We start from the raw sequence: 15,242 nt of genomic DNA, 5'->3' as shown, positions 1-15,242 counted from the left end.
GTAGTGTGGGGTTTCCCCATGTGAGAGTAGGTCATCGTCAAGATTAAATTCCGAAACCCCAATTGCGAAAGCAGTTGGGGTTTTGTTTTGCCCGCAGGAAAGTGCTCCTCTCGCCAGAGTCAGACGGCACGAGAGTTCCAACCGTCGCCGGGACTGCCATTGGGGAAAATCCTTCTGAAGTGACCACTCGGTTTTTGGTATGGTGCAGCTCGTTTTTTAACGGACTGATGTCATGCCCACGGATCGGCACTCAATTTATGTCAAAGAGTTGCTGTAGAAATGCCTGAACCCATCCCGATCAAGGATCACGAAAAAGAGACGCGTCTGGTCAACAAGCGGTTGATCGCCTGCGCTCTGTTCGTATTTGCCATCAGCTGCGCGCTGGTGGTGCGCCTGTACATCCTGCAGGTGGTTGAATACGACTACCACTCGACCATCTCTGAAAACAACCGCGTGCACGTCTTGCCGATTCCGCCGACCAGAGGCCTGATCTACGATCGCAATGGTGTGCTGCTCGCTGATAACCGTCCCAGTTACAACCTGATCATTACCCGCGAACGCGCCACTAATGTTAATCAGGAGCTGGATGAGGTAATCAATCTGCTACATTTACCCGCCGAAGATCGTACGATTTTCGATAAGGCCATGAAGCAGTCCCGTCACCCATTCACCCCGGTGACACTGTTCTACGAGCTGACGGAGGAACAAATCGCCGTGTTGGCGGTTAACGAGTTCCGTCTGCCGGGCCTTGATGTCGAGCCGCAGTTCGTTCGGCATTACCCGTTGGGGGCGCACTTCGCGCATTCGATCGGCTACGTTGGCCGGATCAACGAAAAAGAATCCAAGACCCTCGATTCGGTAGAGTACCGCGGCACGCAGTCCATCGGAAAAACCGGTATCGAACGCTTCTACGAAGCGCAACTGCACGGTCACGTTGGCTATGAAGAAGTTGAGACCAACGCCCAGGGCCGAGTATTGCGGGTGCTCAAGCACACCGATCCGGTGCCTGGCAAAAACATCGTTCTAAGTCTCGACGTCAAACTGCAGGAGGCTGCCGAAGCCGCACTGGGCGACCGACGTGGCTCGGTGGTGGCTCTCGACCCGTCCACCGGTGAAGTGCTGGCCATGGTCAGCAATCCGAGTTTCGACCCGAACCTGTTCGTCACTGGCATCAGCTCCAAGGAATACTCGGCGCTACGCGATTCCATCGACCGCCCGCTGTTCAACCGTGTGTTGCGCGGCCTTTATGCGCCGGGCTCGACCATCAAGCCGGAAGTGGCAATCGCCGGCCTCGATGCCGGTGTCGTGACGCCGCAAACCCGCGTCTTTGACCCAGGCTACTACCAACTCCCGGATTTCGATCACAAGTACCGCAACTGGAACCACAGTGGCGATGGCTGGGTGGACATGGACGCGGCAATCATGCGCTCCAACGACACCTACTTCTACGACCTGGCACACAAGCTCGGCATCGATCGCCTGCACGACTACATGGCGATGTTCGGCCTTGGCGAAAAGGTCTCGCTGGACATGTTCGAAGAGTCGCCCGGTTTGATGCCGTCTCAGGCCTGGAAGCGTGCCACGCGCCGTCAGGCCTGGTTCCCGGGGGAAACGGTGATCCTGGGTATCGGCCAGGGTTACATGCAGGTTACGCCGCTACAACTGGCTCAGGCTACCGCACTGATTGCCAACAAGGGCGTATGGAATCGTCCGCACTTGGCGAAGACAGTCGATGGCGTGGCACCGGTCGACGAGCATCCGATGCCGAACATTCTGCTGAAGAATCCGCGTGACTGGGATCAGGTCAACCACGGGATGCAGATGGTGATGCACGATGCCCGGGGTATCGCGCGCGCCGCAGCGGCAGGTGCGCAGTATCGGATTGCCGGTAAGAGTGGTACCGCGCAAGTGGTAGCGATCAAGCAAGGCGAGCGCTATAACCGGGAGAAAACCCTCGAACGTCATCGCGACAACGCCTTGTTCGTTGGTTTCGCTCCGGCAGAGCACCCGAAGATCGCCATCTCGGTGATGATCGAAAACGGTGAGGCCGGTGGTCGAGTGGCCGGCCCTGTGGTGCGGCAGATCATGGACGCCTGGTTGCTGGACCAGGACGGCCACCTCAAGCCGCAATACGCGGCGCCGGCCAAGCCGCCGGGTGATCCCCACGTCTAACCCGAGTCAGCTTCACAGCACCGCCTCACGCTGGCTGAGCTGTGAAGCTCTCACGTTTGGGCAACTGACTACTTGCAGCTGTAACCCTCGGGCATCGTGACGCTGTAGTTACGTTGCATGCGATCCTGGAAGTTCAAATTCTGCAGGCCCTGCTCGACCAGAAATGCTTCGACCTTGGCGGCCTGACAGTCCTCGTTATAAGACGACACCCGCAGCAGATACACCGTGCGCTTACTCGCCTCATCCCGGGCGGTGACAGTGAAGGTACTGAGGGTGGTGTAGCCGATACGCTCTGACGTTCCCACCGGGCCATAGGTCGTATTGGGCTTACTGGTACAGGTCAGTCGGTCATCTTTCTTCTTGGCGTTCTTGCACACGGTCGTAGTGCTAGTTGGAACTTGCCCATAGTCGGTGGCGGTATAGCGATAAGACACTTGCCGGCTGCCGATATCGAGAGTGACGGTCATTTTGATCGGCGCGTGATTCCTGGGCAGGCTGGCGTCGGTATAAACCTCCTGAAAGCCTCTGTCTTTCAGTGCGTTGACCATGTCGCGAAGATAGTAGCGGGCATTCAGTGCGTTCTCATCGGCGCTGTTGGTCGAGGTCACCATCACGGTTGCCTTTCGATCGAACGGATAGTCCGGATCAGGTATTGCGTTGAGTGCTACGTCTATTTGCGTGGCGCAGCCGCCAAGCAACGCGGTCAGCATTAATAGGACGCAGAACAAATAACGGGACATGACAAAGACGCCTTGCAACTAAGGATTGAATAAAAGTTAAACGGATGAGGGGGCGATAAATAAACCGCCGCCAGCGGGCTAGTCTTTCTGGTATTCCAGCAGATCGCCAGGCTGGCAATCGAGCGCAGCGCAGAGCTTGTCCAGAGTTGCCATCTTCACGCCTTTGACTTTGCCGTTTTTGAGCAATGACAGATTCGCCTCGGTGATCCCGAGCAGGGCGGCTAACTCTTTTGAACGAATTTTTTGCGTGGCCATGACTACGTCAAGGCGGACAATAATGGTCATTATATTGTTCTATATGTATTGGCTTTGCTCATCGCTGAGTACTTTTGCGTCACGCATGATAATTGAAAAAATACAGAGTAATACGCCTTTGATTATTTCGTAGGCAGAAGCGGAAGACATGCCGATCGAGAACTGGAAAATCCGATCCCCCGGCGGCAGATCTATCGACAACGCCAGACCTTGCAAGGTCTCTATTAGCGGGTAGGTTGCCGGAGAAACGATGCAGAGTACGCCCACTCGCCAGAGGACCCTGATGTTGCGGTCGGTCCAGGTTTCGCCGCGCGACAATCGCAGAAAGAACAAACCGGTCAGCCATAACGCGTAAGCCGACAGGACCACGGGCAGGAAATCCAGAAAGACGATCAGTGCCGTGACCGTTGATGACAGCCAGGTGTCGGGATCAAGCAATGCCCCTTCGACAAACGGGTCAAGCAATTGCGGCGAGCCCTCAGCAAAGGCATAGAGCAGGCCCGCCAGCATTTCATCCTTTTTGAAGAACCAGATCGTTGCGTTGCCGCCGACCTCCGTTACCCCCAGAACCCAGACGAGAATTGCTGCCAGCAGCCCGATCCAATGCATGCGCTGCAGCGCCAATCCGTTGATGTGAGTACTCATGAAAATTCCTGGTTGCTACAATTTGGTAGCGAATTCTCGATGATAAATTATCTAATAACAATAATTAATTTTGATTTTGTTGCTTGAGCATCCTCTTCTGATCCGGCTCCGCATGGTCGCTCGCAATGGTGCGGGGAGTCGGTAGGCTGGCCAGCGCGCTGACAGGTGCTCCGAGTGGGGAATCAACAAACCTGTCGGCGAAACTGAAACCCCTGCTACATCAGGCCCCTGGCACCGGGCAACTCATGTCACCTTCCTGACACTTCAAATACTGCTTCAGCGCCTCGACCCGCACCTTGGTCACCTCGGTCAGGCAATTGCTGTAAATCAATGGATAAACACTCCCGCCGTCCACACCGGACGCGGAAAACTTGCATTCGGCATCACGAAAGCCGATCCACGCCCGCTGCGCGCTCACCAGCAGCTTTTTGGCGTCGGCGTTGTCCTTCAAACGATTAGTGATCTGCTGATACACCGCGTTCAGCTCCTTGTCCGCTGCCTTGAATACCTGCCCGGCGCACTGGTTCATGGTGCCCTGATCGCTGGCGTTGGCGCAGTCGACGGCGGCGTGGGCGAGAGGCGTGAACAGGACGGGTGTCAGGGCCAGGAGCAGGCGTGGGAGCATGGTTAATCTCACTGTGTCGGATGAAGGTGCAGAGCAGTTTAGCGGCTATGGTGTTTCTATTCAGGAACGCGCAGTCGGGAGGCTTCGAGCAGGCGATCCGCAGTGGCTGCTATCTCCTCGCCGTCATGAAGCATTTCCAGCCAGTGGGCAGGAATCGCCCGAACGCCATAATAGGCCCCGGCCAATTGACCGACGATCGCGGCAGTGGTGTCAGCATCATCGCCGAGGTTGGCGGCTTGCAGAATCGCCGCTGTAAAACTGTCGGTGTGATGAAAACACCACAGCGCGGCTTCCAACGACTCAACGCTGTAGCCGCTGCCACGGATATCATTGACTGATTTGGCCAGATAATCTCCTCGAGCAATCGCGGCAACTTTAGGCTCAGTGAAAGCTGAGCGCGGCAGCCTGCACAGTTCGCTCTTGCAGGTGCCGAACAGCGCGTTGGCGATCAGTTCGGCAAACAATTGACAGCATTCGATGGCTTCAGGGGCCGCGTGGGTTGTCCGCGAACTGTCGCTGGCGAAGTTGCGGATCTGCTGGACGTCAGGGAAGAAAAACAGCACCACCGGCGCCAAACGCATGAGCGAGCCGTTGCCGGCGGTAAACGGGTCGGTTGACCCGGCAAAGGGCTGACCGGTTTGCTGATACTGCGACAGTGCCTGACTGACGGTCATGCCAATATCGAAACAATCCCCCGTCGAGCTGAGATATCCCCACCGCCACCAGTTCAGATAGCGTCCCATCTGGTCCGCCGCATCGAATGTGTTTTTGCTCAGAAGACTCTCCGCCAGGCACAGCGCCATCGAGGTGTCATCCGTCCATTGTCCGGGCTTCAAGTGAAAGGGGCCACCGCCGACCATGTCCGTCAGCGGCTGGAATGAGCCTCGTGGCTTGAACTCCACCGTGGTGCCGACGGCGTCGCCGCAAGCGAGGCCAAGCAGGGCGCCGCGATAACGTTCGGATAGAGATGGCTGCATGCTTCGTCCTTGTTTGTTTCCATTTCGCGGGAAAAGGTAACAGGTTCAGCGAGAGGGTTGCGTCAGTCATTCACTCATTCAACGATCGGAAATGCCGCCGAATGTTTCCTTTGGACTGAACAGGTGCAGCCCTTTGATACAACTTCAGGTTGGACATGTGGTCATACAAGCCTACTGTTCAAAACAGGAGGTGACTTATGAAACCGGTACCCAATAGTTTCGAACGCAAAATCACGCTGAAGGCGCCGCGTTCTTATGTCTGGCGCGCATTGGTCGATGCCGAGGCTTTTGGCCAGTGGTTTGGTGTGGCGCTGGAGGGCAGGCGGTTCATTGCCGGGGAATGGACGCAAGGGCAGGTCACGTATCCTGGTTATGAACACGTGTTGTGGAACGTGCTCGTCGAGCGGGTCGAGCCACAGCAGTTGTTTTCGTTTCGCTGGCACCCGTACGCGGTCAATCCACAGATCGACTATTCACAGGAGCCGACGACGCTGGTCAAGTTCGAGCTGCAGGATTACGAGGGTGGCACTTTGCTCAAAGTGTCCGAGTCCGGCTTCGCGCACATTCCCGACGTGCGGCAGAAGGAGGCGTATTACATGGACAGCCGTGGCTGGGAGGAACAGCTGAGTCGACTTGAACAGTTTCTCGCCGAAAGCGCCAAGACCCGCGAGCGTGATGGTGACTGACTGCGCAATCTTCGAACCCTGGTTGCAACGCTGGGCGCTGGTACCGGACGGTGAGCCGGTCATCACCCCCGGCAGCCGTCTGTTGCCGGTGCGTTTTGGCGACACGCCGGCCATGCTCAAGGTTGCGCTGGATACCGACGAGCAATTCGGCAATCGACTGATGACTTGGTGGGACGGTGAGGGCGCAGCGCGGGTGCTGGCCCATCACGAGGAAGGTTTGTTACTGGAACGGGCTATGGGCCGGCGTTCGTTGATGCACATGGCGCTCAACGGTGAAGACGACGAAGCCACGCAGATCATGTGCACGACACTATCGCGCTTGCATGCGCCGCGCCCGACGCCGCCACCGCCGCTGGTGGAGCTGGCACCGTGGTTCGCCTCGCTGCGCGTGGCCGCGGCCGAACATGGCGGGACCTATGCCCTGAGCCTGCAAGCGGCTGAAGCTTTGCTCGCAGATCCGCAGGACGTGGTGGTGCTGCACGGTGACATGCACCACGACAATGTTCTCGATTTCGCTGTACACGGCTGGCTCGCTATTGATCCCAAACGAGTACGCGGCGAGCGCGGTTATGACTACGCCAACCTGATCTGCAACCCGGACTTGCCGACGGCTGGCGATTCACAGCGATTGCGCCGGCAGGTCGAGGTGATCGTCGAGGCGTCCGGGCTTGATCGCCGACGCTTGCTGCAATGGGTGCTGGCGTTTGCCGGATTGTCGGCCGCCTGGTTCCTGGAGGACGATGTGCAGCAACAGGCTGCCGAACAGCTGCAGATCGCGCAAATCGCCGCTTGCCTGCTGGATGACTGAGAGGGCTAAGGGTTTTCGGAAGGGCTTCTATAGCGAATGTCTTACACGCGGTGGTAGCTTTTGCGACTATTGCCGATTGGATCCACGGCGTAATCTACACCCATCAACTGAGACACAGGGAGTGTTTCAGGATCACGGATGATCGACCATAGCAAGGATCGCTGCCGACAGGGAGTCGATAATGGTCTTGGGANGACTATTGCCGATTGGATCCACGGCGTAATCTACACCCATCAACTGAGACACAGGGAGTGTTTCAGGATCACGGATGATCGACCATAGCAAGGATCGCTGCCGACAGGGAGTCGATAATGGTCTTGGGAAAAACCCGCTTCGGCGGGTTTTTTTTTCGCCTGTAGAAAAGTACATCACCCTGTAGGAGCTGCCGCAGGCTGCGATCTTTTGATCTTGCTTTTGAAAGCCAAAATCAAAAGATCGCAGCCTGCGGCAGCTCCTAAAGGGAAACGTGTTTTCAGGAAGCAATCAGCTGCCGCAACACGTAGTGCAGAATCCCGCCGGACTTGAAGTACTCCACCTCATTCAATGTATCAATGCGGCACAGCACCTCGATTTTCTCCTGGCGCCCGTCTTCACGGGTGATCACCAGCGTCAGGTTCATGCGCGGGGTCAGCTCGACACCGGTCAGGCCCTGAATATCCAGGGTTTCCTTGCCGGTGAGGTTCAGGCTCTTGCGGTTCTGATCGAGCTTGAACTGCAGCGGCAACACGCCCATGCCCACCAGGTTGGAACGGTGGATACGCTCGAAGCTTTCAGCGATCACCGCTTTGACGCCCAGCAGGTTGGTGCCTTTGGCCGCCCAGTCACGGCTGGAGCCGGTACCGTATTCCTGACCGGCGATCACCACCAGCGGCGTGCCCGAGGCCTGATACAGCATGGCGGCATCATAAATCGGCATTTTCTCGCCGCTCGGGATGTAGATTGTGTTGCCACCTTCTTCGCCGCCGAGCATCTCGTTACGAATGCGGATGTTGGCGAATGTGCCGCGCATCATCACTTCGTGGTTGCCACGCCGTGAGCCATAGGAGTTGAAGTCCCGCGGCTCCACGCCTTTTTCGCGCAGATAGCGCCCGGCCGGACTGTCAGCTTTGATGTTACCGGCAGGGGAGATGTGGTCAGTGGTTACTGAATCGCCCAACAGCGCCAGAACCCGCGCGCCCTTGACGTCGGTGATCACCGGCAAAGGTCCGGAAATGTCGTCGAAGAACGGTGGATGCTGGATGTAGGTCGAATCGTCCTGCCACACATAGGTGGCGGCCTGCGGCACCTGGATCGCTTGCCATTGCTCGTCGCCGGCAAACACTTCGGCGTATTCCTTGTGGAACATCGCGGTGTTCACCTGATTCACCGCCTCGGCGATTTCCTTGCTGCTCGGCCAGATGTCGCGCAGGTAAACCGGATTGCCTTGCTGGTCATTACCCAGCGGTTCAGTGCTGATGTCGGTGCGCACGCTGCCGGCCAAGGCGTAGGCGACCACCAGCGGTGGCGAGGCCAGCCAGTTGGTTTTCACCAGCGGATGCACCCGGCCTTCGAAGTTGCGGTTGCCGGAGAGCACCGACGCCACGGTGAGGTCGGCTTTCTGAATGGCTTTCTCGATCGGCTCCGGCAACGGCCCGGAGTTGCCGATACAGGTGGTGCAGCCATAACCGACCAGCGAGAACCCGAGTTGATCAAGGTATTGCGTTAGCCCCGCCGCCTTGTAGTAGTCGGTGACCACTTTCGAGCCGGGTGCCAGCGAACTCTTCACCCACGGCTTGCGGGTCAGGCCTTTCTCCACGGCTTTTTTCGCCAGCAGACCGGCCGCCATCATCACGCTCGGGTTCGAGGTGTTGGTGCACGAGGTGATCGCGGCGATCACCACTGCGCCGTTTTTCAGGCGATAGGTCTGGCCTTCGTATTCGTACTCGGTTTCGCCGATCAGATCGGCGTTGCCCACGGCCACGCCACCACCACCCTCGCTTTCCAGACGGCCTTCTTCCTTGCTGGTGGGCTTGAATTGCAGGTCCATGAAGTCACTGAAGGCCTGCGCCACGTTCGGCAGCGAAACCCGATCCTGCGGGCGCTTTGGCCCGGCCAGGCTGGCTTCGACGCTGCCCATGTCCAGCGCCAGGCTGTCGGTAAACACCGGTTCCTGACCGGGAAGGCGCCAAAGGCCTTGGGCCTTGGAGTAGGCCTCGACCAGTTTCACCACTTCGGCCGGGCGACCAGACAGGCCCAGGTATTCGAGGGTTACGTCATCGACCGGGAAGAAGCCGCAGGTCGCGCCATATTCCGGGGCCATGTTGGCGATGGTCGCGCGGTCGGCCAGTGGCAGGTCGGCGAGACCGTCGCCGTAGAATTCGACGAATTTGCCGACCACCCCTTTTTTGCGCAGCATCTGCGTGACAGTCAGCACCAGGTCGGTGGCGGTGATGCCTTCCTTGAGTTTGCCGGTGAGTTTGAAACCGATCACTTCCGGAATCAGCATCGACACCGGTTGGCCGAGCATCGCGGCTTCCGCCTCGATCCCGCCGACGCCCCAGCCGAGTACGCCGAGGCCGTTGATCATGGTGGTGTGGGAGTCGGTGCCGACCAGCGTGTCGGGGAAGGCGTAAGTGCGGCCGTCCTCATCCTTGGTCCACACCGTGCGCCCGAGGTATTCGAGGTTGACCTGGTGGCAGATCCCGGTGCCCGGTGGCACCACGCTGAAATTATCGAAGGCGCTCTGGCCCCAGCGCAGAAACGCATAACGCTCGCCGTTGCGCTGCATCTCTATGTCGACGTTCTGTTCGAAGGCGCTCGGGGTGGCGAATTTGTCGACCATCACCGAGTGGTCGATCACCAGATCCACCGGCGACAGCGGGTTGATTCGCTGCGGATCACCGCCGGCCTTGGCCATGGCGGCGCGCATCGCGGCGAGATCCACCACCGCAGGTACACCGGTAAAATCTTGCATCAATACCCGAGCCGGGCGGTACTGGATTTCCCGGTCGGAGCGGCGCTCCTTGAGCCAGGCAGCGATGGCCTTGAGGTCGGCGCCAGTGACAGTTTTTTCATCTTCCCAGCGCAGCAGGTTTTCCAGCAGGACTTTCAGCGACATCGGTAGCTGGTCGATATTGCCAAGGCTCTTGGCGGCATCGGGCAGGCTGAAATAGTGGTAGGTCTTATCGTCGATTTGTAGAGTTTTAAGGGTCTTCAGACTATCGAGGGACGGCATTACGATCACTCCTTTGAATCCGCACGGCTACGGATTGAGGGGACGGGCAGAGCTATCAACGTAGCCCTGTTTTCAGTAGCTGGCTAATAACTGGACTCTATGGGCAAGTCCAAGGTTCCGACATCGGCTATCATGCGCCGGTTTTCGTGACAGGCTTTGCTTCACCGCAAGGCTTGAGCAGCGTGCAGGGGCCGAATGTCCGCCCTCTGCCCAGGAGTAAGAATGAACACCCTATTCATGCATTGCCGGCCAGGCTTCGAAGGCGAAGTCTGTTCGGAGATTTCCGACCTCGCCGCCCAACTCAACGTCGCCGGTTACGCCAAGGCCAAACCGGCCACCGCGTACGCCGAGTTTGTCTGCACCGAAGCAGACGGTGCCGAGCGCCTGATGCGCGGTCAGCGTTTCGCCGAATTGATTTTCCCGCGGCAATGGGCGCGGGGCGTTTTCATCAATCTGCCGGAAACCGACCGCATCAGCGTGATCCTCGAGCACATGGCGGACTTCCCGGTCTGCGGCAGCCTGTGGCTGGAAGTGGTCGACACCAACGACGGTAAAGAGCTGTCGAACTTCTGCAAGAAATTCGAAGGCCCGCTGCGCAAGGCGCTGACCGGCGCCGGCAAACTGGTGGACGACGCGAGCAAACCGCGCCTGCTGCTGACCTTCAAGAGTGGTCGCGAAGTGTTCCTCGGCATGGCCGATGCCGGCAACTCGGCGATGTGGCCGATGGGCATTCCGCGCCTGAAGTTTCCGCGCGAGGCACCCAGCCGTTCGACCTTGAAGCTGGAGGAGGCCTGGCACCACTTCATCCCGCGTGATCAGTGGGACGAGCGCCTGCACAGCGACATGACCGGCGTCGACCTCGGCGCGGCACCGGGCGGCTGGACCTGGCAATTGGTCAACCGCGGCATGCTGGTGACCGCCATCGACAACGGCCCGATGGCCGAGAGCCTGATGGACACCGGACTGGTGCAGCACTTGATGGCCGACGGTTTCACCTTCAAGCCCAAGCAACCGGTGGACTGGATGGTCTGCGACATCGTCGAGAAGCCGGCGCGTAATGCGGCGATGCTTGAAGAGTGGATCGGTGACGGCCACTGCCGCGAAGCAGTGGTCAACCTCAAGCTGCCGATGAAGCAGCGTTATGCCGAAGTGAAGCGCTTGCTCGAACGCATCGCCGATGGCTTCAAGGCGCGCGGGATCAAGGTCGATATTGGTTGCAAGCAGCTGTATCACGACCGCGAGGAAGTGACCTGCCATTTGCGTCGGCATGACATCAAGAAAGCCAAATCCCGCTAAGTCACCACTAAACCCTGTGGAAATGATCTCTGTGGTGAGGGGATAAATCCCCTCGCTACAGATGACTGAGCCCCCGGCAATGCGCGACAATGCCGGCCAGTTTCAGGAGTGAATCATGAGTGAAATGATCGATACCCCGGTAGACGGCACCCTCGACGCCACCGGCCTCAATTGCCCGGAGCCGGTGATGATGCTGCACCAGCACATCCGTGACCTGGTACCTGGCGGCCTGCTCAAGGTGATTGCCACCGATCCCTCTACCCGTCGCGACATTCCCAAGTTCTGCGTGTTTCTCGACCACGAACTGGTGGGCCAGCACGAAGAGGCTGGTACTTATCTGTACTGGATCCGCAAGAAACAAGCCTGACCCTCAGGCACACGCAAAACCCAATGTGGGAGCGGGCTTGCTCGCGAAAACGGTGTGTCAGTCACTGTAAATGTCGACTGAAACACCACTTTCGCGAGCAAGCCCGCTCCCACATTTTTTTATCCTGCGTAAGGGTTTCAGCCGGCGCTGCGACTGATCCGAATACGTTTGCGCGCACTGCGGGTCAGGCGGATCGATAGCATGAGTGCCGCGCAGCTCAAACCGACGATCAAACCCTGCCACAAGCCGCTCGGGCCACGCGGTTCGCCGAGCCAGTCGGTCAGGCCGAGGGCGTAACCCACCGGCAGGCCGATGCCCCAGTAGGCGAACAGGGTCAGGATCATCGTCACCCGGGTGTCCTGATAACCGCGCAGAGCTCCGGCAGCCGTCACTTGGATCGCATCGGAAAACTGAAACAGCGCCGAGTACACAATCAGCATCGCCGCGATGTGGATCACCGTCGGATCAGCCGTATAGATCGACGCAATCGGCTCGCGCAGCAACAGCATCATGCTCGCCGAAATACAGGCGTAAGCCAACGCAGTCCCCATGCCGACACCGGCGGCAAAGCGTGCTTCACGCGGCTCTTCACGGCCCAAGGCCTGGCCGACGCGTACGGTCACCGCCATACCTAGCGAATACGGAATCATGAACACCAGCGAGCTGACGTTCAGCGCGATCTGATGCCCGGCCACCACGGTGGCGCCAAGGCTGCCGATCAGCAGGGCGATCACCGCAAAGATGCTCGACTCGGCAAACACCGCGATGCCAATCGGCAGACCGATCGCCAGCAGACGCTTGATCACCGCCCATTGTGGCCAGTCGAAGCGGCTGAAGATCTCGCTCGAACGATAGGCCGGCGCCCAGCGCTCGTAACCGGCCAGCCCCAGCGCCATGACCCACATCACGATGGCCGTGGCCCAGCCGCAACCCACGCCGCCCATGGCCGGCACGCCGAAGTGGCCATAGATGAAGATGTAGTTCAGCGGAATGTTCAGCGCCAGACCGCACAGCCCCAGCACCATCGCCGGGCGAGTGCGGCCGATGCCGTCACTGGTGCAGCGCAACACGTGATAGAACGCCACCGCTGGCAGGCCACTGGCAATGCCGTGCAGGTATTGCATGCACGGGCCGATCAGCTCGGGATCGACCTTCATCAGGTGCAGCACCGGTTCGGCGGCGACCAGCATCGCTGTCGCGATCAGGCCCACCACCAGCGCCAGCCACAGCGCCTGACGCACGATCGGGCCGATTTCACTGTGGGTGCCAGCGCCAAAACGCTGGGCGACTTTCGGCGTGGTGGCCAGCAGGGTGCCGGTCATCAGCAGAAACACCGGGACCCAGATCGAGTTGCCCAGCGCTACCGCCGCCAGATCTTTCGGCCCGACGCGGCCGGCCATCACCGCATCGACGAAGCCCATCGCGGTAGTCGCCAGCTGCGCGATGATGATCGGCAAGGCCAGGGCGAGCAGGTTCCTGAACTCCAGGCGAATTCGCGCGGGGCGGGTGAGTGAGGCAGCGAGAGGTTGATCAGTAACAGAATTCACAGGCAAAGCGTCCACAGGTGTTGATGCGCAAGGCGCCGCATTCTACGCCGCTGACGTGACAGTCAGGAAAAATCCTCTGTTGCGGATTTGTAATCATCGATGCCATCCACTGTGGCGCTGGCCCAACGGTGGATCTGCACCTAAACTGCCGATCCCCTCAAGGAGCCCGCCATGCTGATTGTTGCCGACGAAAATATTCCGCTGCTCGATGCCTTTTTTGCCGGTTTCGGCGAGATCCGCCGGGTGCCGGGCCGTTCCATCGATCGTGCAACGGTCGAGCAGGCCGATGTGTTGCTGGTGCGCTCGGTGACCAACGTCAACCGCGCGTTGCTCGAAGGCAGCAAAGTGCGTTTCGTCGGCACCTGCACCATTGGTACCGATCATCTGGATCTCGATTATTTCAACGAGGCCGGTATCAGCTGGTCCAGCGCGCCTGGTTGCAATGCGCGGGGCGTGGTCGATTACGTGCTGGGCAGCCTGATGACTTTGGCGGAAATTGAAGGCGTAGATCTGCCACAACGTACTTACGGCGTCATCGGTGCCGGTGAAGTCGGCGGCCGGTTGATCAAGGTCCTCAAGGGCCTGGGCTGGAATGTCAAAGTTTGCGATCCGCCGCGTCAGGCAGCCGAGGGCGGCGATTACGTCAGCCTCGAGCAGATCATCGAGCAGTGCGACGTGATCAGCCTGCACACGCCGCTGACGCGCACCGGCGAGGGCGCGACCTGGCATCTGTTTGACGAACAGCGTTTGCAACAGCTCCAACCCGGCACCTGGCTGATCAACGCCGCGCGTGGGCCAGTGGTGGATAACGCCGCATTGCGCAACGTGCTGCTGGAGCGCGAAGACCTGCAAGCGGTGCTCGACGTCTGGGAAGCCGAGCCTGAAGTCGATGTCGCCCTCGCCGAACTCTGCGTGCTCGCCACGCCGCACATTGCCGGTTACAGCCTCGATGGCAAACAGCGCGGTACGGCGCAGATCTATCAGGCTTATTGCGAATTTATCGGTCAGCCGCCGAGCATCCAGCTCAGTGACCTGCTGCCGGCACCCTGGCTGTCAGAAGTGACCCTGCACGCCGACAGCGATCCGGCCTGGGCGCTGGCGATGTTGTGCCGCGGGGTGTACGACCCGCGCCGCGATGACGCGGATTTTCGCCGGAGTCTTGTAGGCAATTTCGGTGAACAGCGTGCTGCCTTCGATGTGTTGCGCAAGCAGTATCCGGTGCGGCGCGAGATCGAGGGGCTGAAGGTGCGGATCGACGGTGATTCGCCGCAGTTGCAACAGATTGTGGCGGCGCTGGGGGCGGTGGCTGTCTGAAAATCCTGTAGGAGCTGCCGGAGGCTGCGATTTTTTGATCTTGCCTTTGAAAAACAAAGTCAAAAGATCGCAGCCTTCGGCAGCTCCTACACAGAACAGAAGAGAACGGCAGGCAGAAAAAACCCGGCCAACCAGGGGCCGGGTCAGGAAGACGGTGGCTATATCACTTTTGTTCGGCAGGCTTGACCAATCGCTTCTCCAGTTCGCGGCACGCGTCCTGGATCATGTCTTCAGTGATCGGTACTTCACGCCCATCCTTGTCGATAATCGAGCAACCCAGAGGTTGGCCGGGCTTGGTGCGGATCACTTGAATCTTGTCATCGCTGCTGTGTTGCAAGGACATGGCCTGTCTCCTCATCAGGTTGTGCACGTAGATTAAAACCGCCACGTGACCAGGCTGTGACAACACCCTTGGGTCTGTCAAAAGCGGCACCTCCAGTCCAACAGAAATGACCGCTCGTCTCAACCGGGACATTAGACCAATAGCAACTATGGCCTAGTCTTTGGGGGCATATTTAACCTGACTCATTGTGATTTACAGAGTTCCGCCCCATAGAAGGTTTAGGCTAGCCCTTTCACCAACACGGATGTGTACC

Annotated in this window: 14 protein-coding genes; 6 read left to right on the top strand and 8 right to left on the bottom strand. The window is 58.9% G+C overall.

The genetic code is table 11. From position 1 onward, the window contains the following. Nucleotides 1-279 precede the first annotated feature (279 nt). Nucleotides 280-2,172, top strand: coding sequence for a penicillin-binding protein 2 (mrdA, locus tag VLA07_RS16530; protein ID WP_330207096.1), 1,893 nt, complete (start codon nucleotides 280-282; stop codon nucleotides 2,170-2,172). 68 nt (nucleotides 2,173-2,240) lie between these two features. Here the strand turns inward: mrdA and VLA07_RS16525 are convergent, their stop codons facing one another. The 5 genes from VLA07_RS16525 to VLA07_RS16505 form a co-directional block, all read right to left on the bottom strand. Then, nucleotides 2,241-2,912 carry a hypothetical protein gene (locus VLA07_RS16525; protein WP_333989694.1) on the bottom strand — a complete coding sequence of 224 codons (672 nt, stop codon included), beginning with the start codon at nucleotides 2,910-2,912 and terminating at the stop codon, nucleotides 2,241-2,243. A 78-nt stretch (nucleotides 2,913-2,990) separates the two neighbouring features. Beyond that, a complete protein-coding gene (locus tag VLA07_RS16520) occupies nucleotides 2,991-3,197 on the bottom strand; it encodes a helix-turn-helix domain-containing protein (protein WP_003226632.1) in 207 nt (68 codons plus the stop codon). Nucleotides 3,198-3,206: 9 nt separating this feature from the next. Beyond that, complete coding sequence (locus tag VLA07_RS16515) at nucleotides 3,207-3,812, bottom strand: DUF2975 domain-containing protein (protein WP_095140016.1); 606 nt, start codon at nucleotides 3,810-3,812, stop codon at nucleotides 3,207-3,209. 220 nt (nucleotides 3,813-4,032) lie between these two features. Further along, nucleotides 4,033-4,437, bottom strand: coding sequence for a lysozyme inhibitor LprI family protein (locus VLA07_RS16510; protein ID WP_333989693.1), 405 nt, complete (start codon nucleotides 4,435-4,437; stop codon nucleotides 4,033-4,035). Between the two features lie 56 nt (nucleotides 4,438-4,493). Beyond that, nucleotides 4,494-5,414 carry an ADP-ribosylglycohydrolase family protein gene (locus tag VLA07_RS16505; RefSeq protein WP_247269261.1) on the bottom strand — a complete coding sequence of 307 codons (921 nt, stop codon included), beginning with the start codon at nucleotides 5,412-5,414 and terminating at the stop codon, nucleotides 4,494-4,496. A 197-nt stretch (nucleotides 5,415-5,611) separates the two neighbouring features. Here VLA07_RS16505 and VLA07_RS16500 point away from each other — a divergent pair, with 197 nt between their 5' ends. Beyond that, entirely contained in the window at nucleotides 5,612-6,100 is a 489-nt protein-coding gene (locus VLA07_RS16500; RefSeq protein WP_027611433.1) for an SRPBCC family protein, read from the top strand. Further along, nucleotides 6,090-6,908, top strand: a complete 819-nt coding sequence (locus VLA07_RS16495) for an aminoglycoside phosphotransferase family protein (RefSeq protein ID WP_442969547.1) — start codon at nucleotides 6,090-6,092, stop codon at nucleotides 6,906-6,908. Before VLA07_RS16500 ends, VLA07_RS16495 begins: the two co-directional genes overlap by 11 nt. Nucleotides 6,909-7,380: 472 nt before the next feature. Here the strand turns inward: VLA07_RS16495 and acnA are convergent, their stop codons facing one another. Next, nucleotides 7,381-10,122, bottom strand: a complete 2,742-nt coding sequence (acnA, locus tag VLA07_RS16490; RefSeq protein ID WP_333989692.1) for an aconitate hydratase AcnA — start codon at nucleotides 10,120-10,122, stop codon at nucleotides 7,381-7,383. 222 nt (nucleotides 10,123-10,344) lie between these two features. On the opposite strand from acnA, the gene rlmM reads away from it, so the two are divergent. Both rlmM and tusA read left to right on the top strand, forming a co-directional pair. Next, complete coding sequence (gene rlmM / locus VLA07_RS16485) at nucleotides 10,345-11,418, top strand: 23S rRNA (cytidine(2498)-2'-O)-methyltransferase RlmM (protein ID WP_202370478.1); 1,074 nt, start codon at nucleotides 10,345-10,347, stop codon at nucleotides 11,416-11,418. 115 nt (nucleotides 11,419-11,533) lie between these two features. Beyond that, nucleotides 11,534-11,785 (top strand): sulfurtransferase TusA, encoded by a 252-nt coding sequence (gene tusA, locus VLA07_RS16480; protein ID WP_003226616.1) that lies wholly within the window; start codon nucleotides 11,534-11,536, stop codon nucleotides 11,783-11,785. Nucleotides 11,786-11,922: 137 nt separating this feature from the next. Here the strand turns inward: tusA and VLA07_RS16475 are convergent, their stop codons facing one another. Beyond that, entirely contained in the window at nucleotides 11,923-13,332 is a 1,410-nt protein-coding gene (locus VLA07_RS16475; RefSeq protein WP_027611437.1) for an MATE family efflux transporter, read from the bottom strand. 171 nt (nucleotides 13,333-13,503) lie between these two features. Here VLA07_RS16475 and pdxB point away from each other — a divergent pair, with 171 nt between their 5' ends. Then, a complete protein-coding gene (gene pdxB / locus VLA07_RS16470; RefSeq protein ID WP_333989691.1) occupies nucleotides 13,504-14,646 on the top strand; it encodes a 4-phosphoerythronate dehydrogenase PdxB in 1,143 nt (380 codons plus the stop codon). Between the two features lie 163 nt (nucleotides 14,647-14,809). Here the strand turns inward: pdxB and VLA07_RS16465 are convergent, their stop codons facing one another. Further along, the gene (locus VLA07_RS16465; protein ID WP_027611439.1) at nucleotides 14,810-14,989 is read right to left on the bottom strand and encodes a PA1571 family protein; all 180 of its coding nucleotides are present in this window, start codon (nucleotides 14,987-14,989) and stop codon (nucleotides 14,810-14,812) included. Between the last annotated feature and the right edge of the window lie 253 nt (nucleotides 14,990-15,242).

Source organism: Pseudomonas sp. S3(2024) (assembly GCF_036861315.1).
Classification (GTDB): Bacteria; Pseudomonadota; Gammaproteobacteria; order Pseudomonadales; family Pseudomonadaceae; genus Aquipseudomonas; species Aquipseudomonas putida_A.
Note: the sequence above shows the minus strand (reverse complement) of the source record. Positions and strands in the feature narration are given on the sequence as shown.

What these genes read in the sequence shown, in the direction of transcription:
- mrdA (WP_330207096.1), top strand. Translation starts at nt 280, where the DNA reads ATGCCTGAACCCATCCCGATCAAGGATCACGAAAAAGAGACGCGTCTG.
- VLA07_RS16525 (WP_333989694.1), bottom strand. Translation starts at nt 2,912, where the DNA reads ATGTCCCGTTATTTGTTCTGCGTCCTATTAATGCTGACCGCGTTGCTT.
- VLA07_RS16520 (WP_003226632.1), bottom strand. Translation starts at nt 3,197, where the DNA reads ATGACCATTATTGTCCGCCTTGACGTAGTCATGGCCACGCAAAAAATT.
- VLA07_RS16515 (WP_095140016.1), bottom strand. Translation starts at nt 3,812, where the DNA reads ATGAGTACTCACATCAACGGATTGGCGCTGCAGCGCATGCATTGGATC.
- VLA07_RS16510 (WP_333989693.1), bottom strand. Translation starts at nt 4,437, where the DNA reads ATGCTCCCACGCCTGCTCCTGGCCCTGACACCCGTCCTGTTCACGCCT.
- VLA07_RS16505 (WP_247269261.1), bottom strand. Translation starts at nt 5,414, where the DNA reads ATGCAGCCATCTCTATCCGAACGTTATCGCGGCGCCCTGCTTGGCCTC.
- VLA07_RS16500 (WP_027611433.1), top strand. Translation starts at nt 5,612, where the DNA reads ATGAAACCGGTACCCAATAGTTTCGAACGCAAAATCACGCTGAAGGCG.
- VLA07_RS16495 (WP_442969547.1), top strand. Translation starts at nt 6,090, where the DNA reads ATGGTGACTGACTGCGCAATCTTCGAACCCTGGTTGCAACGCTGGGCG.
- acnA (WP_333989692.1), bottom strand. Translation starts at nt 10,122, where the DNA reads ATGCCGTCCCTCGATAGTCTGAAGACCCTTAAAACTCTACAAATCGAC.
- rlmM (WP_202370478.1), top strand. Translation starts at nt 10,345, where the DNA reads ATGAACACCCTATTCATGCATTGCCGGCCAGGCTTCGAAGGCGAAGTC.
- tusA (WP_003226616.1), top strand. Translation starts at nt 11,534, where the DNA reads ATGAGTGAAATGATCGATACCCCGGTAGACGGCACCCTCGACGCCACC.
- pdxB (WP_333989691.1), top strand. Translation starts at nt 13,504, where the DNA reads ATGCTGATTGTTGCCGACGAAAATATTCCGCTGCTCGATGCCTTTTTT.
- VLA07_RS16465 (WP_027611439.1), bottom strand. Translation starts at nt 14,989, where the DNA reads ATGTCCTTGCAACACAGCAGCGATGACAAGATTCAAGTGATCCGCACC.